General features: G+C 67.5%; 16 protein-coding genes. 8 read left to right on the forward strand and 8 right to left on the reverse strand.

All coding sequences use genetic code 11. The features are described 5' to 3' along the window. Positions 1–8 precede the first annotated feature (8 nt). The 6 genes from ACQR1H_RS02010 to murI all read right to left on the reverse strand — a co-directional run bounded on the left by ACQR1H_RS02010 (position 9) and on the right by murI (position 5,361). Positions 9–1,076, reverse strand: a complete 1,068-nt coding sequence (locus ACQR1H_RS02010; RefSeq protein WP_316238809.1) for a threonine aldolase family protein — start codon at positions 1,074–1,076, stop codon at positions 9–11. A gap of 72 nt (positions 1,077–1,148) precedes the next feature. Continuing rightward, positions 1,149–1,703 (reverse strand): hypothetical protein, encoded by a 555-nt coding sequence (locus ACQR1H_RS02015; protein WP_316215933.1) that lies wholly within the window; start codon positions 1,701–1,703, stop codon positions 1,149–1,151. Positions 1,704–1,903: 200 nt separating this feature from the next. Continuing rightward, the gene (gene rpsD, locus ACQR1H_RS02020; protein ID WP_315801195.1) at positions 1,904–2,521 is read right to left on the reverse strand and encodes a 30S ribosomal protein S4; all 618 of its coding nucleotides are present in this window, start codon (positions 2,519–2,521) and stop codon (positions 1,904–1,906) included. 214 nt (positions 2,522–2,735) lie between these two features. After that, a complete protein-coding gene (locus ACQR1H_RS02025) occupies positions 2,736–3,560 on the reverse strand; it encodes an acyltransferase (RefSeq protein WP_434907041.1) in 825 nt (274 codons plus the stop codon). A 217-nt stretch (positions 3,561–3,777) separates the two neighbouring features. Then, positions 3,778–4,551, reverse strand: a complete 774-nt coding sequence (locus tag ACQR1H_RS02030; protein WP_434907042.1) for an HpcH/HpaI aldolase family protein — start codon at positions 4,549–4,551, stop codon at positions 3,778–3,780. A gap of 12 nt (positions 4,552–4,563) precedes the next feature. Beyond that, positions 4,564–5,361 (reverse strand): glutamate racemase, encoded by a 798-nt coding sequence (gene murI, locus ACQR1H_RS02035; RefSeq protein WP_315801192.1) that lies wholly within the window; start codon positions 5,359–5,361, stop codon positions 4,564–4,566. A gap of 1,029 nt (positions 5,362–6,390) precedes the next feature. Here murI and ACQR1H_RS02040 point away from each other — a divergent pair. The 8 genes from ACQR1H_RS02040 to ACQR1H_RS02075 all read left to right on the forward strand — a co-directional run bounded on the left by ACQR1H_RS02040 (position 6,391) and on the right by ACQR1H_RS02075 (position 13,612). After that, positions 6,391–6,720, forward strand: a complete 330-nt coding sequence (locus ACQR1H_RS02040) for an ArsR/SmtB family transcription factor (protein WP_434907043.1) — start codon at positions 6,391–6,393, stop codon at positions 6,718–6,720. After that, positions 6,717–7,196 (forward strand): SRPBCC family protein, encoded by a 480-nt coding sequence (locus tag ACQR1H_RS02045; protein ID WP_434907044.1) that lies wholly within the window; start codon positions 6,717–6,719, stop codon positions 7,194–7,196. The genes ACQR1H_RS02040 and ACQR1H_RS02045 overlap by 4 nt, the downstream gene beginning before the upstream one ends. Before the next feature lie 14 nt (positions 7,197–7,210). Then, complete coding sequence (locus ACQR1H_RS02050) at positions 7,211–7,627, forward strand: GFA family protein (RefSeq protein ID WP_434907045.1); 417 nt, start codon at positions 7,211–7,213, stop codon at positions 7,625–7,627. 323 nt (positions 7,628–7,950) lie between these two features. Beyond that, positions 7,951–8,745: an RDD family protein gene (locus tag ACQR1H_RS02055; protein ID WP_434892350.1), complete on the forward strand. Its 795-nt coding sequence runs from the start codon at positions 7,951–7,953 to the stop codon at positions 8,743–8,745. Between the two features lie 100 nt (positions 8,746–8,845). Further along, positions 8,846–9,124: a hypothetical protein gene (locus tag ACQR1H_RS02060; RefSeq protein ID WP_315801380.1), complete on the forward strand. Its 279-nt coding sequence runs from the start codon at positions 8,846–8,848 to the stop codon at positions 9,122–9,124. A gap of 164 nt (positions 9,125–9,288) precedes the next feature. Next, positions 9,289–10,050: an ABC transporter ATP-binding protein gene (locus ACQR1H_RS02065; protein ID WP_315801187.1), complete on the forward strand. Its 762-nt coding sequence runs from the start codon at positions 9,289–9,291 to the stop codon at positions 10,048–10,050. Next, entirely contained in the window at positions 10,044–12,410 is a 2,367-nt protein-coding gene (locus ACQR1H_RS02070) for an ABC transporter permease (protein ID WP_434907046.1), read from the forward strand. Before ACQR1H_RS02065 ends, ACQR1H_RS02070 begins: the two co-directional genes overlap by 7 nt. 2 nt (positions 12,411–12,412) lie before the next feature. Further along, complete coding sequence (locus tag ACQR1H_RS02075; protein ID WP_316215938.1) at positions 12,413–13,612, forward strand: efflux RND transporter periplasmic adaptor subunit; 1,200 nt, start codon at positions 12,413–12,415, stop codon at positions 13,610–13,612. Positions 13,613–13,637: 25 nt separating this feature from the next. On the opposite strand, the gene ACQR1H_RS02080 is transcribed toward ACQR1H_RS02075, so the two are convergent. Continuing rightward, positions 13,638–14,735: a D-alanine--D-alanine ligase family protein gene (locus tag ACQR1H_RS02080; RefSeq protein ID WP_434899193.1), complete on the reverse strand. Its 1,098-nt coding sequence runs from the start codon at positions 14,733–14,735 to the stop codon at positions 13,638–13,640. 99 nt (positions 14,736–14,834) lie between these two features. Beyond that, positions 14,835–15,371, reverse strand: coding sequence for a thermonuclease family protein (locus tag ACQR1H_RS02085; RefSeq protein ID WP_315801379.1), 537 nt, complete (start codon positions 15,369–15,371; stop codon positions 14,835–14,837). Positions 15,372–15,442 lie beyond the last annotated feature (71 nt).

Raw genomic sequence — 15,442 nt, forward strand, 5'->3', positions numbered from 1 at the left:
CATGATCGTCATGCGCCGCGCACGATCTCCCTGACATGGCCGATCGCTTCCTCAATCATAGCGGCTGACACGTCGAGATGCGTGCAGGCACGGATGCGGCCGTCCATCATCGCCAGCAGCACGCCGCGCTTGCGTAGTTCACTCACCATCTTGTCGCCTGACACGCCGGCGCCATCCGGCTTGAAGAACACCAGATTGGTCTCGGGCTCCTGCACCTCGACGCCCTGGATCTGCGACAGCCCGCGCGCCAGCGCCCGCGCATTGGCGTGATCCTCGGCGAGCCGGCCGACGTGATGATCGAGCGCGTAGATGCAGGCCGCCGCGACGACGCCGGCCTGGCGCATCGCGCCGCCGAGCCGCTGCTTCCAGCGCCACACTTCGTCGATGAAGGCGGCGCTGCCGGCGAGCACGCCGCCGATCGGCGCGCCCAGTCCCTTGGAGAAATCGATCCAGGCCGAGTCCCAGCCCGCGGTCATCTCGGCCGCGGGAATGCCGGTGGCGACGGTCGCGTTGAGCAGCCGCGCGCCGTCCATATGCGTCGCCATTGCATTCGCCTTGGCGATCTCGACGATCTCGTCGAGATCAGCCTTCTTCCAGATCGTGCCGCCGCCGATATTGGCGGTCTGCTCGACGCTGACCACGGTCTGCGGCGGCTGGTAGCGGCTGCGCGGATGTAGCGCGGCGCGAAAGGTCTCCGGTGTGAACTGCCCGTCGGGGCCCTTCAGCTGCGTCACCTGGAAACCACCGAGCGCCGCATGCGCGCCGCCCTCGCGCGAGATGATGTGCGCGGTCTCGTGCGCCAGGATCTCGTCGCCCGGCCGGCAATGCACCAAGGTCGCCCCGACATTGCACATCGTGCCCGACGGCATCAGCACCGCCGCCTCCTTGCCGAGCAGGGCGGCGACGCGGGCGGTGAGCTCGTGCACGGTCGGGTCGTCGCCGATCTGCTCGTCGCCGACCTCGGCCCGCGCCATGGCTTCGCGCATTGCGGGCGTCGGGCGGGTCTGCGTGTCCGACAGCAGATTGACGCGCACGGGCGGCGCCTTGGGATCGCGCGGGGGCGGGGTGTAATACATCGGCAGTCCTCGTTCGCTTATCACGACCCGACCTTACCCAACTCGCAACGCTCCCGCAAAACGCCTCCTCGACTACGCCGCGCGCGGCGGGTTGAGCCAGATGTCCGGCCGCCGCAACGGCTTGCTCTCGATCGGCTCGGCGACCAGCGGCGGCGCCGCGGTGCAGTCGAACACCCAGGGTTCGAGCGGGCTCTGCCGCGACGGTGAAAGCAGCAGCGCGGCGCCCGGGCGCTGCCGCTTGACGTTCCAGCCCATGTTCACCGCGGCCCAGCCCACCAGCATGGTGTGCCATTCGTCGGTGAGCTCGCGCGAGTCGTCGAAACAGTGGAGAAGCTCGAGCGCGTAGGGATCGTGGCGAAGCTGCGCATCGGCAAAGGTGAGCCCGGTCCCGACATGGCGGATCACATGGGCTGTCGCATCGGACTGGACGTGCCAGCAGGAGCGTTCGAGGATGTCGAAGACGGTCGAGGGATAGAGGCCGTCGTTGAAGCGATAGCGGACGCCGGAGGTCCGTGCGCGTAACGGCGGAGCGGTGAGCGGCGGCGCCCGCAACGGCGGCAGAGGCGGGGCGCCGACCGCATCGGTCGGCAACGCACCAAAGATGATATTGCGCCTGTTGAACTCCATGGCGAACGCCCCGCTACTTTACAACTGCAGACAGTGAATCACGGGACGGATTCCCTGTCAGCCCAGGTTGGGGCGAATTCGTGGCAAGTGTGGCATTCGGGAATCGGTTCGCCGCATCCGAAACCCCAAAAAGCAAAGGCCCCGGCGCGTGCCAGGGCCTTCGGATTATCAGATGGTGCCGGACCGCAGTCCGGTCAAGATCAGCGCGAGTAGAACTCGACGATCAGATGCGGCTCCATCTGCACCGCGAACGGCACGTCCGACAGCGCCGGGATGCGGATGAACTTCGCGGTCATCTTGCCGTGATCGGCCTCGATGTAGTCGGGCACGTCACGCTCGGCGAGCTGGCTCGCTTCCAGCACCACGGCGAGCTGCTTCGAGGCTTCCTTGACCTCGATCACGTCGCCCGGCTTGACCTGGTAGCTCGCGATGTTGACCTTGCGGCCGTTCACCTTGATGTGGCCGTGGTTGATGAACTGGCGCGCGGCGAACATGGTCGACACGAACTTGGCGCGGAACACGACGGTGTCGAGACGGCGCTCGAGAATGCCGATCAGGTTCTCGCCGGTGTCGCCCTTGAGACGGCCGGCCTCGACATAGATGCCGTGGAACTGGCGCTCGGAGATGTTGGCGTAGTAGCCCTTCAGCTTCTGCTTGGCGCGCAGCTGCACGCCGAAATCGGACAGCTTGCCCTTGCGGCGCTGGCCGTGCTGGCCGGGGCCGTATTCGCGGCGGTTGACGGGGCTCTTCGGGCGGCCCCAGATGTTCTGGCCCATGCGGCGATCGATCTTGTACTTCGCCTCACTGCGCTTAGTCATCGCGTCCTCTTCGATCAAGTTAGGGTTTGAGGAAACGCGCCCTCCTGTGTGTCCGGAAAATCCGGTCCACCGACAGGCCCCTCCCCAAAGCATGAAGGGAGAAGGCCACGGGTCGCGAAACGCAACGCGGGCCGAAAGCGGCCCGCGAGCAGGGGGTTCTTAGGCGAGAAACTGCCGGCTTGTCAAACCGCAACCGCCGCTTTTGCCGGCAAAATCACCCTTTCGGCCCCTTCAGGACGGTCATTTTCCGCCGCCCCGCCTCGCATCCCGGGTCAGCCTCCGCCGGCCCGCGCCCGGGAACCGGGCGGGCCCGCAGTTCGGCCGCGATCTCCCCGTTCAGCACCTGTTCGAGCCGGATCGCCGTCCGGGCGATCATGGCACCGTCGGTAACCCGGTGATCCCAGCGGATCAGGATGGCAATCGTCTGGTCCGGCCCGACGACGTCGTAATTGATGATGAACGGTCCCGGGCTCAGGGCGAGGAGCTGGCCGCCGCCGCACGCGGCGACGCTGGTGACCGAGAAATTGCCGAACCAGTTGGCGCGCTGGCGGCCGAAATTCAGCCCGACCCACCAGGCGAACCGGCGCAGCGGCAGCGGCAGCCGGGTCGCCCGCATGATCTTACGGAACATGGCGACGTCCCCGACCGGCGCCTCCTTGCCCTGCCGGATGACCGCGTCGATCTCGGCCAGCGACATGGCTTCGGGGGCGGAGACGCGCTGCGGCAGCACGCAATCCTCGCCATTCTCGACCCGGGCGATGGTGACGGTGGCGACGCTGCGCGGCAGCTCGTAGAGGCAGCGCCGCGGCCAGCCGGTGTAAAGCGTGCGCAGCACCGGCTCGTCGCGGGCGACCAGGGCGAACGCCTTGACGAAGATCGCGGCGAAACCGGGCGGGCGGACGGCCGCGGCGCGGGCCTCCAGCAGCGGCCCGAGCTGGATCGTCCGGGCCAGCGACACGAACGGCACGCCGCGCGAGGCGTGCATCAGATCGATGATCAGACGGCGGTGCAGCGAAATCGGCCTGGTCGTTCCGCGCATCCTGAACCTGTCGCTCCCGTTTGTTGTGCTTGGCCTGATCCGGCTCCCCGGCGGCGGCTGCTGTTAACACCGCAGGCCGGGTTACGGAAGCGCCGCTCTAGGGCGCCTGTGCGGCCAGCGGCCCGAACACGGCCAGCGACGTGCCCAAAATCGTCTTCTTCGTCATGGGCTTCTCCCCCAATCCTGTTTTTCGTTTGGAACGTGAAGCGGCCCTGAATCAGCGCTTGATCCCCTCGAAGCTTGCGGCAATGCCGCGCTGGAACAGGGACCAGTCGAAGCCGAGCGCCAGCGCGACGTAGCCGCGCGCGATCATCGCATTGGCCTGATCGGCGCTGCGCGCGGCGCCGCCGATCGGCACGCCCGATCTGAGGATGCCGGCCTCGGCGCGGGCGATGAGGGATTTCACCAGGGGATCATCGAGTTGCCCGCGCTTGTTGATCGAGGTCGCGAGATCGCCCGGGCCGATCACCGCGATGTCGATGCCGGGCGTCGCCATGATCTCGTCGATCCGCTCGACCGCCTCGACATGCTCGATCGTGACCATGCAGATCATGTCGTCATCGGCCGTCGCCATGTAATCGGCCATCGACACGTTCCAGTGGAACGGAGCGTGGAACGGACCCCACAGGCGGTCGCCGCGGGGCGGGTAGCGCACGCTGCGGACCGCCTTCTCGGCCTCGGTGCGGCTGGAAATCATCGGGAAGTTGATGCCGAGGGCCCCGAGGTCCATCGGCGCCTTCGCCAGGTGCGGCTCGTTGGCGGCGATGCGCACCAGCGGCACGCAGGGCGTGCCCGCGGTGGCCGTGATCATCGCATGCGCGGTGGAGAGATCGATCGGCCCGTGCTCGAGGTCGACGATGATCCAGTCGAGCTGTTGCGCCATGATGCGCACCGTCTGGATGCTCGGGATGGTGGCGATGGCGCCGAACGTCGGCCTCCTGTCGCGCCAGGCCTGCTTGAGGCGGTTGAGCGGTTGGGGCGGTGCGGACATCGGCGGTCTCCGTCAGGCCGGGACGCGGCCGCCGAAATAGGGCGTGAGCGCGCGGCCGAGCTGATGTGGCTTGTTCGAGGTGAAGATCATGGTGGCGCCGCCATCGTCGGCGTCGCCAGCCGGGGGGCCCAGCAGGTCGACGACGCGGCGCGCGATCGCCGGTGCCGGATCGATCCAGGTGACGGGCCAGGGCGCCAGGCGTTCGAGCCGGTCGAGCAGCAGCGGATAATGCGTGCAAGCGAGCACGACCGTGTCGGTTCGATCAGCGGGATCGGCGGCGTCGCCCACGAAGCAGGGTGCGATCTCGGCGGCGATGGCCGCGTCGCTGACCTGCGTTCCGCTGAGCGCGGCCTCCGCCAGTGACGCAAGCTCCGGCGAGCCGACCAGGGTGACGTTGCAGCCTTGCGCAAAATCGCGGATCAGCGCGTGGGTGTATTCGCGCTGCACGGTCGCCTTGGTGCCGAGCACGGAGACGCGCCTGGTCTTTGACTGCGCGCAAGCCGGCTTGATCGCCGGCACGGTGCCGACGAAGGGCGTGGGGTAGGCGGCCCGCAGCGGCGCCAGCGTCTGCACGGAGGCGGTGTTGCAGGCGATCACGACGAGGTCGGGCCGGTGCGCGGCGATCAGCTCGCCCATCAGCGGCACCACGCGGGCGACCAGCGCCTGCTCGCTGTGATGGCCGTAGGGAAAGAAGGCGTCGTCGGCGACATAGACGTAGTGGGCGTCAGGCCGCGCCCGCACCACCTCGCGCAGCACGCTGAGGCCGCCGAGGCCGGAGTCGAACACGAGAATCGTAGGGCGATGGGTCACGCGGCGAGTGTACCGGATCGGGAAGGCGGATTCAGTCGGTTTTTCTGCGGGATTTGGCGGGAGTGAGGCGCTTGGGTGTGCTCCAGCGGCGGAAGGGAAGGTTCAAAAACGCGCATGTGAGCCAAGCTGGTCATCCAGAAACCGATGTCATCCCGGCGAACGCCGGGATCCATAACCACCGGCGGAAATTGGCGCCAAGGCCGTCCGCTCCAGCGTGCCTCAAACAACCGCCGCGGCGTAGGAGTCCCGGGTCGGCGCCGGGCCAACGCTTGCGCGTTGCCGCAGCTTGCGGGGACGACAGCGGAAATGAAAGCATAATTGCGAGCGAAGCGAAGCAATCCAGAGTCCCGCGACGACTCTGGATTGCTTCCGCCGTCGCCCTTCGGGCTATGGCGGACAAGTCGTCGCTGCGCTCCTTGCAATGACGGCGGTGAGACATGGGCAAAACATGCGCTCTCATCCTCGCGCCCGCTTTCGCGTCCGAGTGTTGCTCATCTCATCGCCCTCTCCTAGATGAGGGCGCGGGAAAGGCCGGGTGCCGGTCGCACCCATGGCCCGCCTGCGAAATAAATGCAGGCGGCAGGAACCACAGGTACGGGCCGGATCATCCCGGCCTTCCCCGCGCAATGGTTTGAACGGCTTATACGTGATCTCCCCGGGGATCGGCTTTCTTGCCCCCGTCGCCAGCGCGCTCGTCGAACTTGCAGCGCCAGCTTGGCATCAGCACCGGGATGCCAGGACCACACGACTTCGCCGTACGCATCGGATCGTTCGTCGGCATGATCGCTCACGCTGCAACCCGACACGCCCACCGCATCCCGCACCCAACGCTCGTGACGATCGCGATGCGCCCCTCAAGTGGGACGGGATGCGACACCATAACATTGAATTCTGAAAAACGGAAGCAAAAAATTCGGATTTTCTAGCGGTGCCATCGCGCGGGTGGAGAGCTGCGACGGCGTCAGGGCCACGCGGCACTTCGATAACATTAGTATTGACTAATTGATTAGCGATTACTATTGTTTCTCCATGCTCCAGCCTGAACCCATCACCGCCGTCATGCGCGCGCTGGCCGACCCGACCCGGCGCGCGGTGTTCGAGCGCATCGTCAATTCCGACGAGATCACCGTCGTCGAGCTCACGCGCGGCAGCACCGTCACGCAGGGCGCCATCTCGCAGCATCTGAAATCCCTGAAGCAGGCCGGCCTGGTCTGCGAGCGCCCCGAGGGGCGCAAGGTCTATTACCGCGCCGAGCCCCGCGGCCTGGAGCCGCTGGCCGACTGGATGAGCCATTACGGCGTGTTCTGGCGCGACCGCTTCGCCAATCTGAGAAACCTGCTGAAGGACATCGATCCATGAACCAAGCCGTGAATGCCAAGACGCAGGCCATCGTCGTCGAGGACATCTTTCCTCATGCGCCGGAGATCATCTGGAAAGCCCTGACCAATGGCGACCTGATCGGCCGCTGGCTGATGGCGCCCAAGGGCTTCGAGCCCGTCACGGGCAATCGCTTCACGTTTCAGACCACGGCGGCGGGCCAATGGGACGGCACCATTCACTGCGAGGTGCTGGAGGTCGTGCCGAACGAGCGGCTGTCCTACGCGTGGAGGGGTGGCCACGACAGCAATGTCGGCTACGGCGCGAAGCTGGAGACGGTGGTCACCTTCAGCCTGACCAGGGCCGACACGGGCACGCGCCTTCGCCTGGTGCATTCCGGCTTCGTGCTGCCGGCCAACGAGACGGCGTATCGCAAGATGGGCGAGGGCTGGAAGACGGTGGTCGAGAAGCTCGATCAGATCGTCGCCGAGCAGGCGTCATCGCAGCGGCCGCATTGAACAAGGAGAGCGACATGACGAATTCCTTTGCCGGCGGCTGCGCCTGCGGCGCAGTCCGCTACGAGATCACGGGCGAGCCGGCTGTGATGCTGGACTGCCAGTGCCGGCAATGTCAGCGCGACAGTGGCACCGGGCATCAATCGCATTTGACCTTCGTCGCGGCGGAGGTGAAGGTCGACGGCAAGGTGTCGCACTGGCAGACCACAGGCGACGGCGGCACCGTCAAGCGGCGCGCGTTCTGTCCGACCTGTGGCTCGTCGATGCACCTGACGTTTCCGGCGATGCCCGATGTGTTCATCGTTACGCCGGCGAGTCTCGACGACCCCGGCCGCTACCGGCCGCAACTGGTGTCCTGGACCGCGGCCGGACACCCCTGGGATCATCTCGATCCGGCGCTGCCGAAATTCGAGAAGATGCCGCCGCCGCGGTGAGTTTGGATATCGAATCCTGGGGTTCGGGCGGTCAGGTTGCGAAGGCAATATACCGACTTGTTGCGCGACCTTGACAGCAGCATCGGCATGTCTGGGCGCGTACGATTGCGCTTTGCGTATTGGTTCGTCGTCGGCATGATCTTGCACGCTGCAATCTCTCGGCGCTGTGCGCTCACCGGCCTTGATCGAGCCTCGTCCATCGGTGCAATCTCTCTCACGAGAAAGAATTGGATCGGCGCTGCCGCATGACCGGACGGGAGCGGATTGAAATGGCGGTCGGCGTTCCAATCGCGTCGTCCTGTTGGACGACGGCACGCGCCTGATTGGGGGACCCGATGAGCTTTAAAGCCGATGTACAGGCCCGTGCCACGGCGGCCGGAGGCCGGCCGTACTATGCTCGGTTCGGCCGTCGTCTGAGGGCCATCGTGATCGACTGGATTGTGGCGGTCAGCCTGATCTTCGGCGCGCTGTCGATTGCAGCCTCGGCGCGCAACGATGATTTCTCACGCCCGCTGGGAATTTTGGTCGTCGCGATGCTGCTGTTGTATGAGCCGGTGCTGGTGTCCGTGACGGGCAGCACCTTGGGACATTATGCCGCCAATCTGCGCGTGGTGGATGATCGCCATGGTGGCAATCCAGGCTTCGGCAAGGCGCTGGCCCGATCGGCTCTGAAGGCTCTGCTCGGTTGGTACTCCTTCATCGTCATGGCGGCGACCCAGCGCAATCAGGCCCTGCACGATCTGTTGACCCGCTCGACGGTGCAGATCCGCGATCCTGCCAAGGCGCGGCCGCACGACTACATCACCGAACGCCGTGATCTGAGTGACCCGGGCATGCCGTCCAGGCCGCGGCGGCTGGCCGTCATCTGCGGCTATCTGTTCCTGGTGGCACTCGTCTATGTCGTCATCCTGATGGCCGGTGCGGCAATCGGCGCGTATTCCGCGGACTGTATCGGCTATGAAGAATCTGTGCTGGCGCATTCCAGGTTCCGGCGCCCCTGCAGCGCAGGGGAGAATCTGCTGCTCTCGATGTCGGGACTGATCTGGCTGGCGATCTCCGCGGTATGCATCGGATGGGGCTGGCGGGGCAGATTGTTCGGCGCGCGCAGGCATGCCTAAGCAGGTCTCTCGAGCTTTCACTGCATTTGTCAGAGCTGCATGCCTCACCCGGCACGTGCAATCGGCAAGCTGATTGGTGCTCTCGAACGGTGGCGGTCCGATGTCGCGATTCCTCAACTGGTTCTTCCGCAATCGCGCGACCGGCGAGATCACGATCGCCCAGATGCCGAACCCGGCGCTGTGGATCGTGCTGGTGGGAAGCCTCGTGGGCTGGGCCTTGCACCCGCCGGGTCGGACGGGCGCGAATCTGGATTGTCTGGTGAAGGCCGGTCTCGTCGTCTGGGCCGTCGATGAGCTCGTGCGCGGCGTCAATCCCTGGCGCCGCTGTCTCGGGGCCGCCGTGCTGATCTACGAGGTCTCGACGTTGGGATGGACGTGAGCAGATGTGTGTGACGCGCCCCGATGATGTCGGTCGCTTGATATGCATCAACCGGCAAAGACGGCTGCTGACCGATTGTGGGCTATGAAGTCGTCCGGCCTCGATGGCATGGAGGTGTCTCGGGCGTTCTGCGTAGGCCTTCGCCGGACAGGAACTGCGGCCTCATGAGTCCGACCACGATCAACGACGCGAGCGCTGCCGCGCGTCCGGAGCATCCGGGCGCCGCACCCGTGTTTCGCGCCCGCAAGCTCTCCAAGACCTACCGCATGGGCGAGGTCGAGGTGCATGCGTTGCGCGACGTCGATCTCGACATCTACGAGGGCGAGTTCGTGGTGCTGCTCGGCCCCTCGGGATCCGGCAAGTCGACCTTGCTCAACATTCTCGGCGGGCTGGACAGCCCGACCTCGGGCGAGGCGCAGTGGCGCGATCATCAACTGGTCGGCGCCGGCGATGCCGAGCTGACGCGCTACCGGCGCGAACATGTCGGCTTCGTGTTCCAGTTCTACAACCTGATCCCGAGTCTGACGGTGCTCGAGAACGTCGCGCTGGTCACCGAGATTGCCGACAGGCCGCTCGATCCGCGCGAGGTGCTCAAGCTCGTCGGGCTCGAGCGGCGGATCGACCACTTTCCCTCGCAGCTCTCCGGAGGCGAGCAGCAGCGCGTCGCGGTGGCCCGCGCCATGGTCAAGGCGCCCGACGTGCTGTTGTGCGACGAGCCGACCGGCGCCCTGGACTACGAGACCGGGAAGGTGGTGCTCGCCGCGATCGCGCGCGCCAACGCGCAGCTCGGGACGACCACGATCATCATCACGCACAATGCGGCGATCGCCGGCATGGCCGATCGCGTGCTGCGGCTCGGCGGCGGGCGCATCGTCGGCGAGGAGCGCAATGCACGGCGGCTGTCGGCCGAGGAGGTGCATTGGTGAGCCTGCTGGACCGCAAGCTGTGGCGCGACATCGGTGCGATGCGCGGGCAGGTGATCACGATCGCGCTGCTGGTGGCGGCCGGCGTCGCGGTGTTCGCAGGCTCGGTCTCGACCTATCTGTCCCTGCGCGACGGCTGCGAGCAGTTCTATGCCGATGGCCGGTTTCCGCAGATCTTCGTCACGCTGAAGCGGGCGCCGCTGGCGCTGGTGCCGCGACTGAGCTCCATCGCCGGCGTGGTCGCGGTCGAGCCGCGCATCGTGCGCGAGGTGATCGTCGACTGGCCGGCGGCGTCGCAGCCGGTCTCGGCGCGCCTGGTGTCGCTGAGCCGCGCGGGCGACGAAGCGCTGGCGCGTTTGCATCTGCGGCGCGGCACGGCGCCCGAGCCGGGGACCGCGCGCAGCGCCGCGGTCAATGAGGCGTTTGCCGAGGCCAATGGCGTCAATCCGGGCGACGACATCCGCGTGCTGCTCAATGGCCGCGTGCAGGGCTTCCGGGTCTCCGGCATCGCCTTGTCGCCGGAATATGTCTACGCGGTGAAGCCGGGATTGCCGATCCCCGACGATCGTCTCTACGCCATCCTGTGGGTCGACCGGAGCGCGGCCGAGGCCGCCTTCGATATGAAAGGGGCGTTCAACGACGCCGTGATCGCGCTCGCCCCGGGCGTCGATCCCAAGCCCGTGATCGAGGAGCTCGACCGGCTGCTCGAGCCCTATGGCTCGATCGGCGCGATCGCGCGGCGCGACCAGCCGTCGAACCGCTTTCTCGAGGACGAGTTGAACCAGCAGAAGGTGATGTCGATCACCATCCCCATCATCTTCTTCGGTGTCGCCACATTCCTGCTCAACGGCGCGCTCGGGCGGCTGGTCGCCGCGCAGCGCGAGCAGATCGCGGCGCTGAAGGCGCTCGGCTTTCCGACGCTGCGGCTCACCTTCCATTATCTCAAGCTGATGCTGGTGATCGTGCTGATCGGATCGGCGCTCGGCATCGCCGGCGGCGTCGGCTTCGGCCATGCCATGATATCGAGCTATCAGGGATTCTTCCGTCTGCCCGAGCTGCCATTCCGGCTGGCGCCCTGGGCGGCGGTGGCCGGCGTCGCGATCAGCGTCGCGGCGGGCGCGCTCGGCGTGGTCACGGCGCTTCAGGAGGTCGTCGGCCTTGCGCCGGCAGAGGCGATGCGGCCCGCGATGCCGCTGGGGTTCCGCCGCTCCTGGATCGAGCGCATCGTGCCCGGCACGGCGTTCGGCGCGCGGCGGATGATGATGCTGCGCAACGTCGCGGGGCGGCCGTTCCGTTCGCTGTTCACCATCATCGGCATCGCCTTCGCGGTGCCGATGATGGTACTCGGGATCTTCTGGCGCGACGCCATCGGCGAGATGATCGAGCTGCAGTTCAACCTGGTCGAGCGCGGCAACGCCGCGATCACGTTCATCCATCCGATGGACCGCGCCATCCTGCGTGACCTGGCGCGCCAGCCCGGCGTGCTCGCGATCGAAGGCCAGCGCATCGTTCCGGTGCGGCTGCGGGCCGGGCACCAGAGCTACCTCACCTCGGTGATCGGACTGGCGGCCACCGACGAGCTGCGCCGACCGCACGATTCCGCACGTCGTCCGATCGTCGCGGCGCCCGACGGCATCACGCTGACCCGACGCCTCGCCGAGCGCCTGGCGCTGAGCGCGGGGCAGATCGTGACGGTGGAGGCGATGGAGGGCCACCGCCGGCGGCGCGACCTGCCGGTGAGCGCCATCGTCGACGAGGCGATCGGGATGGCGTCCTACATGGACATCGATACGCTCAACCGCTTCACCGGCGAAGGCGCGGTGATCTCGGCGGCGAGCCTCTATGTCGAGCCGGCGGCGCTGGCCGCGCTCGGCGCGAGGTTCAAGAGCATGCCGAAAATCGAATCCGTCACCATGAAGGCCTACACCCTCGCATCCTTCATCGAGAAGATCGCGGGCCTCGTGTTCGTCACCGCCGGCATCCTCACCGGCTTCGCCGCGATCATCACCGTGGGCGTGGTCTACAACAGCGCCCGCATCAGCCTGCAGGAGCGCGCCTGGGAGCTCGCCAGCCTGCGCGTGCTCGGCTTCACCCGCGGCGAGGTCGCGGGCATCCTGTTCGGCGAGTTCGCGCTGGACATCGCGGTCGGGATTCCGCTCGGCCTGTTGCTGTCGCACGCCATCATCGGGCTGATCGCGCGGCTGCATTCCAGCGAGAGCTTTCAGATCCCGGGTGTGATCGCGCCGCGGACCTACCTGATCGCGACCGCGGTGGTCTTGGCCAGCGCCGCGATCAGCGCCATCATCGTTCGCAGGAGGGTGGATCGGCTCGATCTGGTCGCGGCCCTCAAGACCAGGGAATGAGCATGCCCCCCGTTTTGCGCCGCGTCGTCATCGTATCGAGCGTTCTGGCCGCGGCCGGCATCATCGCCTGGATGGTGATGCCGGGTCCGGTCCCGGTGGAGACGGCCGCGGTGACGAAAGGGCGGTTCGTTGCCACCGTCGATGACGACGGCAAGACGCGGGTGCGCCAGCGCTACGTCGTGGCGGCGCCGCTCGCCGGCCGTCTCGGGCGCATCCGCTTCAAGGCCGGCGACCAGGTCAAGGCCGACGACGTCGTCGCCACCATCACGCCGGCGCCGGCACCGCTGCTCGATCCGCGCTCCCGCCGCGAGGTCGAGGAGCAGCTCGGCGCGGCCGAAGCCAATGTCGAGCGGGCCAAGGAGGTGGTGGCGCGGGCGCAGGCGCAGAGCGCGCAGGCGAGCGCTGATCTTGCGCGCACCATGGCGCTGGCCGCCAGCGGCGCTGCGACGGCGCAGGCGCGGGAGCGCGCCGAGCTCGCGATGCGGATTGCCGAACGTGACCTGCGCGCCGCCGAATATGCCGACCATGCCGCCGAGCACGAGCTCAGTCAGCTCAGGGCGATGCTGGCGCGCTACGGGAGCAACACGGATACCGACGCGCCCGCGGATAGCTGGAACGTGACCGCACCGGTCGGCGGGCTGGTGCTGAAAGTGACCCAGGAAAGCGAAACGACGGTGCAGCCAGGCGCGGCGCTGCTCGAGCTCGGCGATCCCCGTGATCTCGAAGTGGTCATCGACGTGCTCAGCACCGACGCGGTCGAGATCCGTCCCGGCGCCGAGGTCACGATCGATCGCTGGGGCGGGGCAGGCCGCCTGTCGGGCCGGGTTCGCCGGGTCGAGCCGGCGGCCTTCACGAAGATCTCCACGCTGGGTGTCGAGGAGCAGCGCGTCAACGTGCTGATCGACATCGTCTCGCCGGCCGAGCAATGGCAGCGGCTCGGCGATGCCTATCAGCTCGATGCGCAGATCGTCGTCTTCACGCAGGAGGACGCGACCATCGTTCCGACCGGCGCGCTGTTCAAGCGCGGTGACGACTGGTCGGTGTTCGCGCTGAAGGATGGGCGCGCCGAGTTGCGCACCGTCCGGCTCATCCGGCGCTCGGGCCGGTTCGCCGCCGTGGCCGACGGCGTCGCCAGCGGCGATGTCGTGATCATCTATCCCAGCGACCGGGTCGCCGCCGGCGTCAAGGTGGCGCCGCGCTGACCTGCGGCGGCCGCAGAAGCGTTCCTCAGCGCTGCGACGCCAATTCTCTCAGCCGCGCATGCCGCGCCAGCGCATGCGCGATCAGACGATCCATCAGCGCCGGCTGGGGCAGGCCGGTGGCCTCCCACATCTTCGGATACATGCTGATGTTGGTGAAGCCCGGCAGGGTGTTCACCTCGTTGACATAGACCTCCTCGCCGCGGACGAAGAAGTCGACGCGCGCGAGACTCTCGCAGCAGAGCACGCCGAACACCTCGGTGGCCATCTTGCGGATGCGCGCGGCGAGCGCAGGTTCGACCTGCGCCGGGACGTGCAGCGAGGCGCCGGATGCGTCGGTGTACTTGGCTTCATAGGAATAGAAGCCGTGGCTGTCGGCGGGCACGATCTCGCCGAGCTCGGAAGCCGCCACCTTGCCGTCGGGATGCTCGAGCACGGCGCATTCGATCTCGCGCACCGGGCTGATGCAGCGCTCGATCAGGATCTTGCCGTCGAAGCGCAGCGCGAGGCGGCAGGCAGCGTCGAACTCCGCTTCGTTGCGCGCCTTGGAGATGCCGACGGAGGAGCCGAGATTGGCCGGCTTGACGAACAGCTCGGGCGAGCCCATCGCGGCGACCGCCGCTTCATAGCTCACCGCCGATGCGGCGGTCATCGTGACGAACGGCACGATCGGCAGGCCGGCGTCGCGCAGCAGGCGCTTGGCGACGTCCTTGTCCATCGCCGCCGCCGATCCCATCACGCGGCCGCCGACATAGGCGACATCGGCGAGCTCCAGCGCGCCCTGCACGGTGCCGTCCTCGCCGTTCGGACCGTGCAGCACCGGGAAGACGACGTCGAAGGCGAGCTCGCGCAGGGGCCCGTCGCCGATGACCAGCGCGCGGCCCCGGCCGGCCGGCAGCAGCACGATCTGCGGGCCGTCCGCGGGCACTGTCAGGGCCGCGCCTGTGCCGTCATTCGCGGCGTCGGCCAGCACCCAGCGTCCCTCGGTGGTGATGCCGATCAGCGTGACGGCGTAGCGGCCGGCATCGAGCGAGCGGACAATGTTGGCCGCCGAGGCGCGCGAGACGTCGTGCTCCGCCGAGCGCCCACCGAACAGGATCGCCACGCGCGTCTTTGTCTCTGTCATCGTCCTCGTCCAGCCCTGGTCCTTGCGGTGCGCGACCGTACAGCGAGACGCCGAGGCGTGGCAATTGAGCCGTTGTGCCGGTGGACAAGGCGGCGCCACTCAACGCCAGCCGATCCCGCCGTCCGAGCACACCGCCGTCGTTCCACCTGAATGCATGCAGCTGCGATAGAGCGGCGGCTCGGTGAAGCGGCCCGACCAGATGCCGCGGCCGGCGCGGCGGGCGGCGCGCTGATCGGCGGTGTAAACGCCGCGCGAATATTGCGGCTCCTCGACCGCGAGCCCGCGCGCCACCATGAACTGGCCGAGATCCGTCGCGCCGGCTGCGCAGCGCGCGACGATGCGGCCGTAGCGATCGCCATCGACCGGCAGGCAGCGCAGAACCTTGCCGCGCGTGAACGCGTCCAGCGTGTTGGCGGCCAGCGCGCCGCAACGATATGGCTTGCGGTCGCGGCCGCGGCAGAGCTGCGCGCTTTCGGGCGCGTCGATGCCCCACAGGCGAATGCGCTCGCCATGAATGTCCAGCGTGTCGCCATCGACGATGCTGACGCGGCCGACGAGCTCGGCGGCTGCGGCGGGGAAGCTGAGGAGAAGCGGCAGAACGAGGCAGGCGAGGCGGGGGAGGAGACGTCGCAAGATCGGCACCTGTGGCGCTGAGAGGGGCGTGATCGCTCGCTGCGCGAATCGATCGCGGATCATCCCGATCTATA

The organism is Bradyrhizobium sp. HKCCYLRH2015 (assembly GCF_051168215.1).
Lineage (GTDB): Bacteria > Pseudomonadota > Alphaproteobacteria > Rhizobiales > Xanthobacteraceae > Bradyrhizobium.

Bases quoted from the DNA above. Each gene is read 5' to 3' on its own strand.
- ACQR1H_RS02010 (WP_316238809.1), bottom strand. From the start codon at position 1,076: ATGTATTACACCCCGCCCCCGCGCGATCCCAAGGCGCCGCCCGTGCGC.
- ACQR1H_RS02015 (WP_316215933.1), bottom strand. From the start codon at position 1,703: ATGGAGTTCAACAGGCGCAATATCATCTTTGGTGCGTTGCCGACCGAT.
- rpsD (WP_315801195.1), bottom strand. From the start codon at position 2,521: ATGACTAAGCGCAGTGAGGCGAAGTACAAGATCGATCGCCGCATGGGC.
- ACQR1H_RS02025 (WP_434907041.1), bottom strand. From the start codon at position 3,560: ATGCGCGGAACGACCAGGCCGATTTCGCTGCACCGCCGTCTGATCATC.
- ACQR1H_RS02030 (WP_434907042.1), bottom strand. From the start codon at position 4,551: ATGTCCGCACCGCCCCAACCGCTCAACCGCCTCAAGCAGGCCTGGCGC.
- ACQR1H_RS02040 (WP_434907043.1), top strand. From the start codon at position 6,391: ATGCTCCAGCCTGAACCCATCACCGCCGTCATGCGCGCGCTGGCCGAC.
- ACQR1H_RS02045 (WP_434907044.1), top strand. From the start codon at position 6,717: ATGAACCAAGCCGTGAATGCCAAGACGCAGGCCATCGTCGTCGAGGAC.
- ACQR1H_RS02050 (WP_434907045.1), top strand. From the start codon at position 7,211: ATGACGAATTCCTTTGCCGGCGGCTGCGCCTGCGGCGCAGTCCGCTAC.
- ACQR1H_RS02060 (WP_315801380.1), top strand. From the start codon at position 8,846: ATGTCGCGATTCCTCAACTGGTTCTTCCGCAATCGCGCGACCGGCGAG.
- ACQR1H_RS02065 (WP_315801187.1), top strand. From the start codon at position 9,289: ATGAGTCCGACCACGATCAACGACGCGAGCGCTGCCGCGCGTCCGGAG.
- ACQR1H_RS02075 (WP_316215938.1), top strand. From the start codon at position 12,413: ATGCCCCCCGTTTTGCGCCGCGTCGTCATCGTATCGAGCGTTCTGGCC.
- ACQR1H_RS02080 (WP_434899193.1), bottom strand. From the start codon at position 14,735: ATGACAGAGACAAAGACGCGCGTGGCGATCCTGTTCGGTGGGCGCTCG.